The organism is Citrobacter sp. wls615 (assembly GCF_005281355.1).
GTDB classification, from domain to species: domain Bacteria; phylum Pseudomonadota; class Gammaproteobacteria; order Enterobacterales; family Enterobacteriaceae; genus Citrobacter; species Citrobacter werkmanii.
This window is the reverse complement of record NZ_SZXM01000086.1, coordinates 15,385-31,152: the sequence shown is the minus strand read 5'-3', so window position 1 is coordinate 31,152 and position 15,768 is coordinate 15,385. Positions and strand designations below refer to the sequence as shown.

The following is a 15,768-nucleotide window of genomic DNA, read 5'->3' as shown; positions in this document are numbered from 1 at the left end:
TTGTTGCCCGCGGCCACACCGGTAGCTGGTTCATACTTGTAACCAGAACGTCACGGGGCCATCATTAACCAGAGAAACCTGCATATCCGCAGCGAATCGACCGGTTTGCGTATTCATTTCCTGTTGGCGGCAACGCTCAACAAAGTACTCATACAGTGCTTCTGCCCGATCGGGCGCGGCGCCTTTTGAAAAGCCTGGGCGCATGCCGCGCTCAGTATCTGCCGCCAATGTAAATTGCGAGACCACCAGCACGCTGCCGCCTGACTGCTGCACATTCAGGTTCATTTTGCCTTCGGCATCGCTAAAGATTCGATAGCCGAGTACGCGTTCGCACAGGCGGTTCGCTTTTTGTTCGTCATCATCCCTTTCGACACCTAACAGGACCAAAAGTCCTGGGCCAATTTCACCCGTCACCTCGCCCTCCACGGTGACGCTGGCACGGGTTACGCGCTGAATTAATGCAATCATGGTTGCTCTGCTTCTTCTTGTTCTGCGGCTTGTTTAAGTTTGCGGTATTCCCCGAGAGTGACAGTTATTTCCGCGCCTAGCAAGACGATACACCACGTCCAGTACACCCAGACAAATAAAATGGGGATCACCGCAAGAACACCGTAAATAAGCTGATAAGACGGGAACATCGTGATATAGAGCGCAAATCCTTTCTTTCCGGTTTCGAACAACACCGCGGCCACAAAGGCACCAATAACCGCATCACGGTTAGGTACACGCGTAGTCGGTACGATGCTGTAAAGCAGCCAAAACGAGAGCCAGGAAAGCACCAGCGGGAAAATACGCAGGACGTTATCAATCACCGTGTTGAGATCGCTGGCCCAGCGCAATGACAACAGATAAGAGCTGATCGCCAGACTGGCCCCCGCCAACAGCGGCCCCAACGTTAAAATCATCCAGTAAACGGCGAAAGAGTAAACTTTAGGCCGGATACGCTTGCTGCGCCAGATAGTATTCAGGGCGTTATCAATGGAATACATCAGTAATAACGCTGTCACAATCAGCCCACACGCCCCAACGGCCGTCATTTTGTTCGAGTTGGCGACGAACTGTTCGATATAACGCTGAATGACATCTCCCGTCGCTGGGATAAAGTTTGCGAAAATGAAATGACGTAGCTGGACACTGACGTCAGAAAACATCGGAAATGCGGCGAAAAGTGCAAAAACTACGGCAATAAGCGGCACTAATGAGAGCAATGAGACATAGGCAAGATTCCCTGCCAGCGTCGTCATGTTGTCCTCATCAATGCGCTGCCATAGTAGCTTCAGCCAGGCCCGAACAGGACGCGTATGGTACCTGGCTTGTTGCTGAACATTTTTTAGCATAGCAACTTCGCGAAATAGTCCGGAATGGTCGTTTTATCGACAACCTGGATGCTGGTAATCCCTAACCGATTAGCCCCTTCAATATTATCGGCGTTGTCATCAAAAAATACCGCCTCATGCGCAGAAAAACCTTCAGACTGCAGGACATGCTGGTAAATCCGCGCTTCCGGTTTACGCATGCCCAGATCCTGGGAAAGGTAAATATGGTCAGCAGCCTGACGGATTTCGGGGTATTCGTCCGGCCAAAACGTCGTGTGCAGACGGTTAGTATTCGACAAGACAACCACCCGATGCCCCTGCTCACGCAGCTTTTGCATGATGTCGATGACTTCAGGACGCAAGGCAACAAAAACGGCCTGCCAGCCATGGGAGAACTGCTCATAGCTTAACGGTAGCGCCATGTCATGACATATCGCCTCGGCAAAGGCTTCATCCGTTATTTCACCTCGCTCGTGCTGGTGAAAAGCCTCTCCCATGGTGAAACTTTGCTTTAACGAAGCCAGCGGTACACGGCTCAGATCGCTCCAAGTACCTAACACGCGATTGAAGTCGATATCGACAATCACATTACCCAAATCAAAGATATAGAGCATGCCCTTCTCCTTATTCGCCGTGGATGAATAACTGTAGCGGGAAAGGAGAAGTTTGACTATGCGAGAGTGATGGCTACGAACTTATCGAGCCATCATTGGGAGAATTACACTGCCAGAGCATCATCCTGTGAAGGACTCACTTGCACAATTTCCACCTGCTGTGACTGGAGTAAATTATGCAATGCGGGACCTGGGTATTCATCGGTAAACAGCGCGGTCACCTGAGACACGTTGCCAATCTCTACCGCGGCAGAAGCCGTATATTTCGTATGATCCGCAGCCAACAGAATATGCCTTGAATGGGCCATCATCGTCTTCACCACGCTGGCCTCGTTGACATCAAACTCCAGCAGCGCACCATCATTTTCGATCGCGCCAACGCTGGTAACCAGGTAGTCGGCCCGAAAATCAGCCACAAATGCCGAGGCAGAAGGGCCAATGATGCCGCTGTTATGCGAGCGTAACGTTCCCCCCGGCACCATGACTTCAAAACGTGGGTTGTTATACAGAATGTGCGCCACGCGTAGGCTATTGGTAATAATGCGCAAATGATTATGGTTTAACAGCGCACGTGCTACCTGCTCAACGGTGGTGCCTATGGTAATAAACACCGTTGACCCATCGGGAATGTAGTCAGCCACCGCTTCCGCGATGGCTTTTTTCTCTTCCGTCCAGGAAACTTCACGCTGCTCGAACGCCGTATTCACCACGCTGGAGGCTCTACCCGCGCCACCATGATGACGCGTAATTAACCCTTGCTCGCTGAGTTTACGAATATCGCGACGTACGGTTTGCGTGGACACGTCCAGCAGGCTGGCCAGCTCGTCGATATTCATATAACCGCGCTCGCTAATCAGCATAAGCAGTTGATCGTGTCGCGGGTTACCGGTCAGTTCGGTAAGACTCATGAAATTTCCTCGAAAAACCATTGCCCTGGCATTTTATACAAAAAGTGACAGAAAAGATCGGGTTTGATCACAGTCAGGGATTCCGGCCCTTCCTCCCGGACGCGTGCATTTTAACGCAGCAACTCCGCTGGCAAACCTGACGGCCTCTTCTGGAGCATCGCCCCCAGCCAGGCTGAATGCGAGCGCACCGTGGAAAACATCTCCAGCTCCCGTAGTATCCACAACATCAACTTTAAATCCAGATTGATGCTGCAACGTATTATTTTTTATCCAGTCACAGCCTTCGCTCCCTCGTGTCACATAAACATGACCATTTGTGAGCGTTTTTGCTTGTTTCAGTCCAGCTTCAGAATCATTTATCCCGGTTAAACGTGCCAGACCAGGTTCAGAGAACGCAGCATGATCGCTTAACGCCACCAGCTCGCTGATATCTTGTGGCGTTACGTCACCATCCAGTACCGTCATCACACCCGCCTGACGCGCCAGCGCGAACGCCTGCCTGGCCCCTTCGTGCCAGCGAACATCCGCCAACACCACATCCCACTGGGAAAAATCGATCTCATTGAGCCAATCAGCATCCGGCAATAAATCCGGGCTGGGATAGTTAACGATAATCCGTTCCCCTTGCGCATCAACCATAATTGCCGATTGCGAAGACTTCGCCCCTGCATAGCGCCGGGTGTAGCGGGTATTTACCCCCAGGGATTCCAGCTCCGCCAGCAGGCTATTTCCGGTGTCGTCATCGCCCACACGGCCAATAAAGTCCACCTGTGCGCCCAGCTTCGCTGCAGCCACTGCGGCCGTTGCAGCAGGCCCACCGCCCACTTCCGTATAACGCTTCGCCACATACTTACCCCCCTCAGTCGGTAATCCTTCCACGTAATAGATGCGATCCATCACGGCAATACCTACACAAGCAATACGAATCATGGTCATTCCTTAGGCGTTTCAAGATGGGACCATTTTAATTTCACAAAATGTTTAAAAAGTGACGGCTGTCAATTTTTTGACCATAAATTACAAATACGATCAAAAACAGACAAAAACAAACGACCTTAAATGACAAAAAATGACATCCACGTCTCAGGAGAACGTTATGGCAGTTATAGCATTTATCGGATTAGGTCAGATGGGTTCACCCATGGCGAGCAACTTGCTGAAGCAGGGTCATCAACTCAGCGTCTTTGACGTTAACCCGGATGCCGTTCAGCGCCTGGTGGAAAAAGGAGCACTGCCTGCCAGCAACCCGGCTCAGGCCGCAAAAGGGGCAGAATTTGTCATCACCATGCTGCCAAACGGCGATCTGGTACGCAGCGTACTGTTCGGCGAGCAGGGTATCTGCGAAAGCCTCTCCCCACAGTCGTTGGTGATTGATATGTCCACCATTCACCCGCTGCAAACCGACAAACTAATTACCGATATGCGTGCCAAAGGCTTCGACATGATGGATTGCCCGGTTGGACGCACCTCCGATCACGCTATCGCGGGAACGCTATTGCTACTGGCAGGTGGAACGGCACAGCAGGTAGAACGCGCCACACCGGTTCTGATGGCGATGGGTAATGAATTGATCAATGCAGGGGGTCCCGGTATGGGGATCCGCGTGAAACTCATCAACAACTACATGAGTATCGCATTGAACGCTCTTTCTGCCGAAGCCGCCGTGCTGTGCGAAGCGCTCGGCCTCTCCTTCGATGTAGCTTTGCAAGTGATGAGCGGCACCCCCGCCGGGAAAGGCCACTTCACTACCTCCTGGCCGAACAAAGTGCTGAAAGGCGATCTTTCCCCGGCCTTCATGATCGATTTAGCTCACAAGGATCTTGGCATCGCGCTGGACGTTGCCAACCAACTACATGTGCCGATGCCGCTCGGCGCCGCCTCCCGCGAAGTTTATAACCAGGCCCGTGCCGCTGGCCGTGGCCGGGAAGACTGGACCGCAATTCTTGAACAGGTTCGCGCATCCGCCGGGCTAAATAAACACACAGATAAGTAAGGATTGAGCAATGACGAAGTACACCCTGAAAGATATCACCCGAGCTTCTGGCGGATTTGCCATGCTGGCGGTCGATCAGCGCGAAGCCATGCGCTTAATGTTTGCCGCAGCGGGTGCAAAATCCCCGGTCAATGACAGCGTGCTGACCGATTTCAAAGTCAATGCGGCGAAGATCCTGTCCCCCTATGCCTCCGCCATTCTGGTCGATCAGCAGTTCTGCTACCGCCAGGTTGTAGAGCAAAACGCGGTCGCCAAAAGTTGCGCCATGATTGTGGCCGCTGATGAGTTTATTCCGGGTAACGGTATTCCGGTCGATAGCGTGGTGATTGATAAAAAAATCAACCCGCAGGCCGTGAAGCAAGATGGTGCCAAGGCTCTCAAACTGCTGGTGCTGTGGCGTAGCGATGAAGATGCCCAACAGCGTCTTGATATGGTGAAAGAATTCAATGAGCTATGCCATTCCAATGGCTTGCTGAGCATCATCGAGCCTGTTGTTCGTCCACCGCGTCGTGGCGATAAGTTCGATCGCGAACAGGCCATTATCGATGCCGCAAAAGAACTGGGTGATAGCGGTGCCGATCTCTACAAGGTCGAAATGCCGCTATACGGCAAAGGGACCCAACAAGAATTGCTTAGCGCGTCTCAGCGCCTGAATGAAAACATCAACATGCCGTGGGTCATTCTCTCCTCTGGTGTAGATGAAAAACTGTTCCCGCGCGCGGTCAGCGTAGCAATGACCGCTGGCGCATCCGGCTTCCTGGCCGGACGTGCGGTGTGGTCATCGGTTGTTGGCCTGCCGGATACCGAACTGATGCTGCGTGATGTTTCCGCACCTAAGTTGCAGCGTCTGGGCGATATCGTCGACGAAATGATGGCCCGCCGTTAATCGAGGATCAAAGCATGAAATGGTTTAACACCTTAAGCCACAACCGCTGGCTGGAGCAGGAAACTGACCGCATTTTTAACTTTGGTAAAAATGCTGCTGTCCCTACCGGTTTTGGCTGGCTGGGAAATAGTGGTCAGGTCAGAGCGGATATGGGTACGCATCTGTGGATCACCGCCCGCATGCTGCACGTTTACTCCGTTGCGGCATCCATGGGTCGCCCCGGCGCATATCAGCTAGTTGATCACGGAATTAAGGCGCTGAACGGCGCGCTACGCGACACACGTTACGGCGGCTGGTACGCCTGCGTAAATGACGAAGGCGTGATGGATGCCTCCAAACAGGGCTATCAGCATTTCTTTGTTCTGCTTGGCGCAGCAAGCGCAGTCACTACCGGGCATCCGCAGGCCAGACAATTGCTGGATGACGCTATCGACGTGATTGAGAAGTACTTCTGGAGCGAAGATGAGCAGATGTGTCTGGAGTCCTGGGACGAAGCCTTCAGCCAGACGGAAGATTACCGCGGCGGCAACGCCAACATGCACGCGGTTGAAGCTTTCCTGATCGTTTATGACGTTACTCATGACCGCAAATGGCTCGATCGCGCGCTGCGTATCGCATCGGTCATTATTCACGACGTGGCTCGCAGCGGGGAATATCGCGTCAACGAACACTTCGATTCACAGTGGAACCCAATCCGCGATTACAACAAAGAGAATCCAGCGCATCGTTTCCGCGCCTATGGCGGCACGCCGGGCCACTGGATCGAGTGGGGCCGCCTGATGCTGCATCTGCATGCCGCGCTGGAGGCCCGCTTTGAAACGCCTCCCGCCTGGTTGCTGGAAGATGCCAAGGGTCTGTTCCACGCCACTATCCGCGATGCCTGGGCGCCGGACGGCGCAGACGGCTTTGTCTACTCGGTAGACTGGGACGGAAAACCCATCGTGCGCGAAAGAGTGCGTTGGCCGATAGTCGAGGCCATGGGCACCGCCTACGCCCTCTACACCCTCACCGGCGACAGTCAGTACGAAGCCTGGTATCAGAAGTGGTGGGATTACTGCATCACATATCTGATGGACTACGAGACCGGTTCATGGTGGCAGGAACTGGATACCGATAACAAGGTGACCACCAAAGTCTGGGACGGTAAGCAGGATATTTACCATCTGCTGCACTGCCTCGTGATCCCACGTTTGCCGCTGGCTCCGGGTCTTGCACCGGCAGTTGCAGCCGGTCTGCTGGATATCAACGCCAAATAAGTCACGAGGTGAGCAGTCATGCATAGCGGTGGAAAAACCCTTCATCTTCAGGCTGGCCATTACCAGGCGAAAATCGTCACGGTTGGCGCTGGGTTAGCAGAATTGACGCACCTTGGGCGTCACATCGTTATTCCACATCAGCCGGAAGAGATGCCGCTGGCACATTTGGGAAAAGTGTTAATTCCCTGGCCAAACCGTATTGCAGACGGCTGCTATCAACATAACGGCAAGATCTTTCAGCTTGCCGTTAACGACCTTGTTTCGCATACCGCCATTCATGGATTACTGGCCTGGCGAGACTGGCAGATTAACCAACTGTCAAACACGGAAGTGTCGCTGACGATTTTTCTACCGCCTTCTTATGGTTATCCCTTCGCGCTGCATTCAGAGGTGATTTACCGGCTGGATGCTGCCCGCGGACTGCACGTCTTTATTCGTACACAGAATGTGGGTGACGAAATCGCCCCGTATGGCGCGGGAGCACATCCCTACCTGACCTGCAATTTGCAACCCATCGATAGCTGTGAATTAACGCTCCCGGCGAGTGAAGAAACCTGTGATGAACGCAATTTCACAACGCCGCGCTTAATCGCGCAAACCACTCTCGATCAGACGTTCAGGACCTTACAGCCTGACGCTGAGTGGGAGGTCAGGATGACAAGTCCCGCTCAAAACATGTCGACGTATTTACGCAGCCACCAGCCCTGGCTGCAGGTGTATAGCGGCGAAAAATTAGCACGGCGCGGCCTGGCAGTAGAACCGATGACCTGCCCGCCCGACGCCTTTAACTCCGGGGTAAGCCTGATTCATCTCGCGCCCGGAGAAACGCATCAAATGCATTTTTTAATCGGCAGTGAATAACAGATTTCCGACAAATTACCGAAACACCCTATTTTTACGGAGACGAAAATGAATTCGCTACAACAACGGTCCACCGCATTAGAACTGACGACGTTACAAAATGGATTTACGCTGACGTACCACCAGCGCCTGATCTTACGTCACAGCGCAGAGACCCCTTGCCTGTGGATCGGCGCTGGCGTTGCCGACATTGATATGTTCCGCGGTAACTTCAGCATTAAAGACAAGCTCAATGAAAAGATTGCCCTGACCGACGCCACGGTTAGCGAGTCGCCTGACGGCTGGCGGGTCGATTTCAGCCGCGGTAATACCATCAACGCCACGCTGCACATCTCCACCGATGAACAGGGCCGCCTGAAGCTTGACCTCCATAACGAGGAACGCAGCCATAACCGTATCTGGCTGCGCCTGGCCGCCAGGCCGGACGATCATATTTACGGCTGCGGCGAACAGTTCTCTTACTTCGATTTGCGCGGTAAGCCATTCCCACTGTGGACCAGCGAACAGGGCGTGGGCCGCAACAAAAACAGCTATGTCACGTGGCAGGCCGACTGCAAAGAAAATGCCGGCGGTGACTACTACTGGACCTTCTTCCCGCAGCCAACCTTTGTCAGTACACAGAAGTATTATTGCCACGTTGATAACAGCTGCTATATGAATTTCGACTTCAGCGCACCGGAGTATCACGAACTCGCTCTGTGGGAAGATAAAACGACTCTGCGTCTTGAGTGCGCCGAAACCTACATCTCTCTTTTGGAAAAACTGACCGCGCTGTTAGGCCGCCAGCCGGAGCTGCCGGACTGGATTTACGACGGCGTCACGCTCGGTATTCAGGGCGGGACTGAGGTTTGTCAGAACAAACTGGACACCATGCGTAACGCTGGCGTGAAGGTAAACGGCATCTGGGCGCAGGACTGGTCCGGGATCCGCATGACCTCCTTTGGCAAGCGCGTAATGTGGAACTGGAAGTGGAACAGCGACAACTACCCGCAACTGGACAGTCGTATTAAGCAGTGGAAAGAAGAAGGCGTGCAGTTCCTCTCCTATATCAACCCGTACGTCGCCAGCGACAAAGATCTCTGCGCCGAAGCAGCCAAACACGGTTATCTGGCGAAAGATGCTTCGGGCGATGACTATCTGGTTGAGTTCGGCGAGTTTTACGGCGGAGTGGTCGATCTGACCAACCCCGAAGCCTACGACTGGTTCAAAGAAGTCATCAAAAAGAACATGATTGAGCTGGGCTGCGGCGGTTGGATGGCCGACTTTGGCGAATATCTGCCAACCGATACGTATCTGCACAACGGCGTCAGCGCTGAAATTATGCATAACGCCTGGCCCGCACTGTGGGCCAAATGCAACTACGAAGCGTTACAGGAAACCGGCAAACTCGGCGAGATCCTGTTCTTTATGCGTGCGGGCTACACCGGCAGCCAGAAGTACTCCACCATGATGTGGGCAGGCGATCAGAACGTTGACTGGAGCCTCGATGACGGTCTGGCTTCCGTCGTTCCTGCGGCGCTATCGCTGGCGATGACCGGCCACGGTCTGCACCACAGCGATATCGGCGGCTACACCACCCTGTTTGACATGAAACGCAGCAAAGAACTGCTGCTGCGCTGGTGTGACTTCAGCGCCTTCACGCCGATGATGCGCACCCACGAAGGTAACCGCCCTGGCGATAACTGGCAGTTTGATGGCGATGCAGAGACTATTGCCCACTTTGCCCGCATGACCACCGTCTTCACCACCCTGAAACCGTATCTCAAACAGGCCGTCGCGCAAAACAGCGCCACCGGTCTGCCAGTAATGCGCCCGCTGTTCCTGCATTACGAAGACGATGCGCGCACCTACACCCTGAAGTATCAGTACCTGTTGGGACAAGAGCTGCTGGTGGCGCCAGTTCACGAACAGGGCCAGCAAAACTGGACGCTGTATCTGCCAGAGGATAGCTGGGTCCACGTCTGGACCGGGGAAACTTACCAGGGAGGTGAAATTACCGTTGATGCGCCGATTGGCCAGCCTCCGGTGTTTTATCGCGCGAAGAGTGAATGGGCGTCACTGTTTGCCACTTTACGCAACATCTAACACGGCTCGCCCGCGGGGCAACTCGCGGGCACATGGAGAATAATAATGAGTCAGACTTCCTCTAATCCGGCAACCCTACGCTTGCCGTTCAAAGAAAAACTCGCCTATGGGATGGGTGATTTAGGCTCCAATATCCTGCTGGATATTGGGACGCTCTATTTACTCAAGTTTTATACCGATGTCCTTGGTTTACCGGGAACTTATGGCGGTATCATTTTCCTTATTGCCAAGTTTTTTACCGCATTTACCGATATGGGCACCGGGATTATGCTCGATTCGCGCCGCAAAATCGGCCCAAAAGGGAAATTCCGTCCATTCGTCCTTTATGCCGCATTTCCGGTTACCTTGCTGGCGATTGCCAACTTTGTCGGAACACCGTTTGAAGTCACTGGTAAAACGGTCATGGCAACGGTGCTGTTTATGCTGTACGGACTGTTCTTCAGCATGATGAACTGCTCTTACGGCGCGATGGTGCCTGCAATCACGAAAAACCCGGACGAACGCGCGTCGCTGGCTGCCTGGCGACAAGGAGGCGCAACGCTCGGCCTGCTGCTGTGCACCGTCGGCTTTGTCCCGGTGATGAACCTGATCGAAGGCAATTCACAGCTGGCTTATATTTTCGCCGCCACGTTGTTCTCGCTGTTTGGCCTGTTATTTATGTGGCTGTGCTATGCCGGGGTTAAAGAACGCTACGTGGAAGTGAAACCCGTGGATGCCGCGCAAAAACCGGGATTACTGCAATCCTTCCGCGCCATCGCCGGTAACCGCCCTCTGTTTATTCTGTGCGTTGCCAACCTTTGTACGCTTGGCGCATTTAACGTTAAGCTGGCAATTCAGGTCTATTACACCCAGTACGTACTGAATGACCCAATCCTCCTTTCCTGGATGGGCTTTTTCAGCATGGGCTGTATCTTCATCGGCGTCTTCTTGATGCCAGGAATGGTTAGACGTTTCGGCAAGAAAAAAGTCTACATTGGCGGTTTGCTAATTTGGGTTGCGGGGGATTTGCTTAACTACTTCTTTGGTGGCGGTTCCGTCAGCTTTGTCGCCTTCTCCTGCCTGGCGTTCTTCGGCTCAGCATTCGTTAACAGCCTGAACTGGGCGCTGGTCTCCGATACGGTGGAATATGGCGAATGGCGAACCGGCGTACGTTCTGAAGGCACGGTATACACTGGCTTCACCTTCTTCCGTAAAGTTTCACAGGCGCTGGCAGGCTTCTTCCCAGGCTGGATGCTGACGCAAATCGGCTACGTCCCCAACGTGGTGCAATCTGCAAATACGGTCGAAGGTTTGCGGCAGCTGATCTTTATTTATCCGTGTGCCCTGGCAGTCATCACCATCGTCGCAATGGGCTGTTTCTACAATCTCAACGAAAAGATGTATGTCCGCATCGTTGAAGAGATAGAAGCACGTAAACAACCCGTTTGATAATAATAATGAATAGCGCTCTGCGGGGCGCTATTGAGGAGCGATTATGTCTTTTCATGATCCGCTAACGCTAAAACTGAGCCTGCGTGAAAAATTCGCCTACGGAGTGGGTGACTTCGGCTCAAATTTGATGCTGTGTATCGGCACGCTGTATCTGCTTAAATTTTATACCGATGAACTAGGGATGCCCGCATATTACGGTGGGATTATCTTTCTGGTGGCGAAATTCTTCACCGCCTTTACCGATATGCTGACCGGTGTATTGCTGGATTCAAGGCGAAATATTGGCGCAAAAGGGAAATTCAGGCCCTTTATTTTGTATGCGTCATTTCCTGTCGCAGTCGTGGCCAGCGCCCAGTTTTTAGCGACAGATTTTACGCTCACGGTGAAAACCGGGCTGGCGACGGTGTTGTTTATGCTGTTCGGTCTGTTCTATAGCCTGATGAACTGCTCCTACGGCGCGATGGTGCCTGCAATCACGAAAAATCCACATGAACGCGCTCAGCTCGCCGCCTGGCGTCAGGGTGGCGCCACCATTGGCCTGTTATTGTGCACCGTTGGTTTTATGCCGATTCAGGCGCTATTTGTCAGTTCCCCCTCATTGGGTTATCTGATTGCCGCACTGATCTTTTCGGTCTGCGGACTGTTCAGCATGTGGTGGTGCTTTAGCGGTGTGAAAGAACGCTATATCGAAATCGTGCCGGATCACCATAAGCCCAGCATTCTCAAATCGTTCTGTGCCATTTTCCGTAACCCTCCGCTGCTGGTGCTGTGTGTTGCCAACCTGTGCACACTGGCCGCATTCAACATCAAACTGGCAATCCAGGTGTATTACACCCAGTACGTGCTCAACGATATTCATCTGCTGTCGTGGATGGGTTTTTTCAGCATGGGATGCATTTTGGTCGGTGTGCTGCTGGTTCCTGCGGCCGTGAAACGCTTCGGTAAAAAGCAGGTTTATCTCGGCGGTCTGGCATTATGGGCTATTGGCGATGTACTGAACTTTTTCTGGGGCAGTACGTCATTTTTATTCGTGACGTTCTCCTGTATGGCTTTCTTCGGGACAGCATTCGTAAACAGCCTGAACTGGGCGCTGGTTCCGGATACGGTCGATTATGGCGAATGGAAAACGGGGATCCGCGCTGAAGGCTCGGTGTATACGGGTTATACCTTTTCGCGCAAAATTTCCGCTGCGCTCGCTGGGTTCCTGCCGGGCATCATGCTGACGCAAATCGGTTATATCCCCAACATAACCCAAAGCGATGCAACTTTGCTCGGCCTGCGTCAGCTTATTTTCCTCTGGCCTTGTGGGCTGGCCATTATCGCTGCATTCACGATGGGTTTATTTTATAAGCTCAACGAGACTCGCTTTGCTTTTATTATTGAGGAAATCAGCCAACGGAAGAAAAACAATGCTCTATCGGAGCCTGTTACCACTAAAAATAATACCTCTGCTGTAAACGTATAAAAATAATAGCCGCCTACTCCATCTTAATGGATGGCGGCCTCCCTACGCTTAAAAAATGGATTTATTATGAAAAAGTTAACAACACTAATTCTCTTATCCTCTGTTGCTTCTACTTCTGTTTTTGCGGGTGCCTATATCGAGAACCGTGAGGCATATAATCTGGCATCCGATCAGATAGAAGTGATGATGCGCGTTGGCTATAACTCCGATATGGGCGCAGGTATCATGCTCACCAACACCTACACCATGCAACGTAAGGATGAGTTAAAACACGGCTATAACGAAATAGAAGGTTGGTATCCTTTATTTAAACCAACGGATAAATTAACTATCCAGCCCGGTGGATTGATAAACGATAAGAGTACGGGTTCTGGTGGCGCGGCTTATCTGGATGTTAACTATAAATTTACCCCGTGGTTTAATCTTACCGTGCGTAACCGTTATAACCATAATAACTATAGTTCAACCGATCTAAACGGTGATCAGGATAATAACGATACCTATGAAATAGGTAATTACTGGAACTTTACCATCACCGATAAATTTTCCTATACCTTTGAGCCGCACTATTTTATACGAGTCAATGACTTCAACAGCAGTAACGGAAAAGATCATCACTGGGAAATTACGAATACCTTTAAGTATCGTATCAATGAACACTGGTTGCCCTACCTGGAATTACGCTGGTTAGATCGTAATGTGGAACCCTATCATCGCGAACAAAATCAGATTCGTGTTGGGGCAAAGTATTTCTTCTGATACTCCCGAGATAAAAAAAGCCGCTGATAATCAGCGGCTTTTTTATGCTTACCTGAGAAAGAGCGTTAATTACTCTTCTTTCGCGCCACGCATTGCACGGCGACGATCGTTTTCAGTCAGGTGACGCTTACGAATACGGATAGAGGTTGGAGTCACTTCTACCAGTTCGTCGTCATCGATGAATTCCAGAGCCTGCTCCAGAGTCATCTTAACCGGCGGAACCAGAACCGTTGCTTCGTCAGTACCAGACGCACGCATGTTGGTCAGTTTCTTACCAGTCAGGCAGTTTACGGTCAGGTCGTTAGAGCGGCTGTGAATACCGATGATCTGGCCTTCGTAAACTTCAGCACCGTGACCCAGGAACAGCTTACCGCGGTCCTGCAGGCTGAACAGTGCGAACGCAACTGCTTTACCCTGGCCGTTGGAGATCAGTACGCCGTTCTGACGCTGACCCACATCACCCGCACGAACGTCGTCGTAGTGGCTGAAGGTGGAATACAGCAGACCGGTACCGGAGGTCATGGTCATGAATTCTGAACGGAAGCCGATCAGACCACGGCTTGGGATCACGTAGTCAAGACGTACGCGGCCTTTGCCATCTGGATTCATGTTTTTCAGATCGCCTTTACGCTCACCCAGCGCCTGCATCACAGAACCCTGATGCTGCTCTTCAACGTCCAGCGTTACGTTTTCGAACGGCTCTTGTTTACGGCCATCGATTTCGCGGAAGATAACTTTCGGACGGGAAACCGCCATTTCGAAACCTTCACGACGCATGTTTTCGATCAGAACAGACAGGTGTAGCTCACCACGACCGGATACACGGAACGCATCCGCATCTTCGGTTTCTTCAACGCGCAACGCAACGTTGTGCACCAGCTCTTTGTTCAGGCGGTCAAGGATCTGACGAGAGGTAACATATTTACCTTCTTTACCACAGAACGGAGAGGTGTTTACGCAGAAGAACATGGTTACGGTCGGTTCATCAACGGACAGAGCCGGCAGCGCTTCGACATTCTGCGGGTCGCAGATGGTGTCGGAGATGTTCAGTTCGCCCAGACCGGTGATCGCGATGATATCGCCTGCTTCGGCAATATCACTCTCGATACGTTCCAGACCCAGGTGGGTCAGAACTTTACCGACTTTACCGTTGCGGGTTTTGCCTTCGCTATCAATGATAGTGATCTGCTGGTTCGGTTTAACTTTACCGCGTTTGATGCGGCCGATACCGATAACGCCAACGTAGTTGTTGTAGTCCAGCTGAGAGATTTGCATCTGCAGCGGGCCGTCAAGGTCTACGTTCGGAGCTGGTACGCGATCAACGATGGTCTGATACAGCGGGGTCATGTCTTCCGCCATATCTTCGTGATCCAGACCTGCGATACCGTTCAGCGCGGAAGCGTAAACGATCGGGAAGTCCAGCTGCTCGTCGGTAGCGTCGAGGTTAACGAACAGGTCGAATACCTGATCAACAACCCAGTCAGGACGCGCGCCAGGACGGTCAACTTTGTTGATAACAACAATTGGCTTCAGGCCATGGGCAAAGGCTTTTTTGGTCACGAAGCGCGTCTGCGGCATCGGACCATCCATTGCATCCACCACCAGCAGCACGGAGTCGACCATGGACATTACACGTTCAACTTCACCACCGAAGTCGGCGTGCCCCGGGGTGTCAACGATGTTGATACGGTAGTCATTCCATTTGATAGCGGTGTTTTTAGCGAGGATGGTAATCCCACGCTCTTTCTCCAAATCGTTGGAGTCCATCACGCGCTCTTGGGTTTCAGCACGTGCATCGAACGTACCGGATTGTTGGAGCAGCTTGTCTACCAGGGTCGTTTTACCATGGTCTACGTGCGCGATGATGGCGATGTTACGCAAATTTTCGATCACAACTTTGCCTCAGGCATTTTAGAAATAGCGCGTTATTGTACACGGATTAATCGCAGTACAAAACAGGATCACAAACATCCTCCGCAAACAAGTATTGCAGAGTTTCTTTGTGATCACATTCACGGAGCGTTAAAAGGGGTAATCTGGGGTGCTTTGCACCAATATGGTGCTTAATGTTCACATTAAAGCACTATAATGGTGCAATACATCCTTCATGGTGCAGCCCCTTTGCACGATAGTGCGCATGATAACGCCTTTTAGGGGCAATTTAAAAGTTGGCACAGATTTCGCTTTATCTTTT

Annotated in this window: 14 protein-coding genes; 8 read left to right on the top strand and 6 right to left on the bottom strand. The window is 52.1% G+C overall.

Translation table 11 applies throughout. The annotated features are described in order from the left end of the window. Positions 1–30 precede the first annotated feature (30 nt). The 5 genes from dtd to FDX04_RS21835 form a co-directional block, all read right to left on the bottom strand. Complete coding sequence (gene dtd / locus FDX04_RS21855; protein WP_003825289.1) at positions 31–468, bottom strand: D-aminoacyl-tRNA deacylase; 438 nt, start codon at positions 466–468, stop codon at positions 31–33. Beyond that, the gene (locus tag FDX04_RS21850) at positions 465–1,337 is read right to left on the bottom strand and encodes a virulence factor BrkB family protein (protein ID WP_137361703.1); all 873 of its coding nucleotides are present in this window, start codon (positions 1,335–1,337) and stop codon (positions 465–467) included. The genes dtd and FDX04_RS21850 overlap by 4 nt, the downstream gene beginning before the upstream one ends. Next, entirely contained in the window at positions 1,331–1,930 is a 600-nt protein-coding gene (yihX, locus tag FDX04_RS21845; RefSeq protein ID WP_123269190.1) for a glucose-1-phosphatase, read from the bottom strand. The genes FDX04_RS21850 and yihX overlap by 7 nt, the downstream gene beginning before the upstream one ends. A gap of 104 nt (positions 1,931–2,034) precedes the next feature. Beyond that, complete coding sequence (locus FDX04_RS21840) at positions 2,035–2,838, bottom strand: DeoR/GlpR family DNA-binding transcription regulator (protein ID WP_137361702.1); 804 nt, start codon at positions 2,836–2,838, stop codon at positions 2,035–2,037. A 33-nt stretch (positions 2,839–2,871) separates the two neighbouring features. Then, positions 2,872–3,768 carry a sugar kinase gene (locus tag FDX04_RS21835; protein ID WP_137361701.1) on the bottom strand — a complete coding sequence of 299 codons (897 nt, stop codon included), beginning with the start codon at positions 3,766–3,768 and terminating at the stop codon, positions 2,872–2,874. A gap of 166 nt (positions 3,769–3,934) precedes the next feature. Between FDX04_RS21835 and yihU the strand changes: the two genes are divergently transcribed. The 8 genes from yihU (at position 3,935) to ompL (ending at position 13,574) form a co-directional block, all read left to right on the top strand. Then, positions 3,935–4,831: a sulfolactaldehyde 3-reductase gene (yihU, locus tag FDX04_RS21830; RefSeq protein ID WP_137371466.1), complete on the top strand. Its 897-nt coding sequence runs from the start codon at positions 3,935–3,937 to the stop codon at positions 4,829–4,831. 10 nt (positions 4,832–4,841) lie between these two features. Next, a complete protein-coding gene (yihT, locus tag FDX04_RS21825; RefSeq protein WP_043018880.1) occupies positions 4,842–5,717 on the top strand; it encodes a sulfofructosephosphate aldolase in 876 nt (291 codons plus the stop codon). A 14-nt stretch (positions 5,718–5,731) separates the two neighbouring features. Further along, positions 5,732–6,973, top strand: coding sequence for a sulfoquinovose isomerase (yihS, locus tag FDX04_RS21820; RefSeq protein WP_137361699.1), 1,242 nt, complete (start codon positions 5,732–5,734; stop codon positions 6,971–6,973). Positions 6,974–6,991: 18 nt separating this feature from the next. Further along, positions 6,992–7,834, top strand: coding sequence for an aldose-1-epimerase (locus FDX04_RS21815; RefSeq protein ID WP_137361698.1), 843 nt, complete (start codon positions 6,992–6,994; stop codon positions 7,832–7,834). Positions 7,835–7,882: 48 nt separating this feature from the next. Continuing rightward, a complete protein-coding gene (locus FDX04_RS21810; protein WP_137361697.1) occupies positions 7,883–9,919 on the top strand; it encodes an alpha-glucosidase in 2,037 nt (678 codons plus the stop codon). A 45-nt stretch (positions 9,920–9,964) separates the two neighbouring features. Next, positions 9,965–11,347, top strand: a complete 1,383-nt coding sequence (locus tag FDX04_RS21805) for an MFS transporter (protein ID WP_047025931.1) — start codon at positions 9,965–9,967, stop codon at positions 11,345–11,347. 46 nt (positions 11,348–11,393) lie between these two features. After that, positions 11,394–12,815 (top strand): MFS transporter, encoded by a 1,422-nt coding sequence (locus FDX04_RS21800; RefSeq protein WP_137361696.1) that lies wholly within the window; start codon positions 11,394–11,396, stop codon positions 12,813–12,815. A gap of 66 nt (positions 12,816–12,881) precedes the next feature. Continuing rightward, positions 12,882–13,574: a porin OmpL gene (ompL, locus tag FDX04_RS21795; RefSeq protein ID WP_137361695.1), complete on the top strand. Its 693-nt coding sequence runs from the start codon at positions 12,882–12,884 to the stop codon at positions 13,572–13,574. Between the two features lie 69 nt (positions 13,575–13,643). Here the strand turns inward: ompL and typA are convergent, their stop codons facing one another. Further along, positions 13,644–15,467, bottom strand: coding sequence for a ribosome-dependent GTPase TypA (gene typA, locus FDX04_RS21790; protein ID WP_003028641.1), 1,824 nt, complete (start codon positions 15,465–15,467; stop codon positions 13,644–13,646). Positions 15,468–15,768 lie beyond the last annotated feature (301 nt).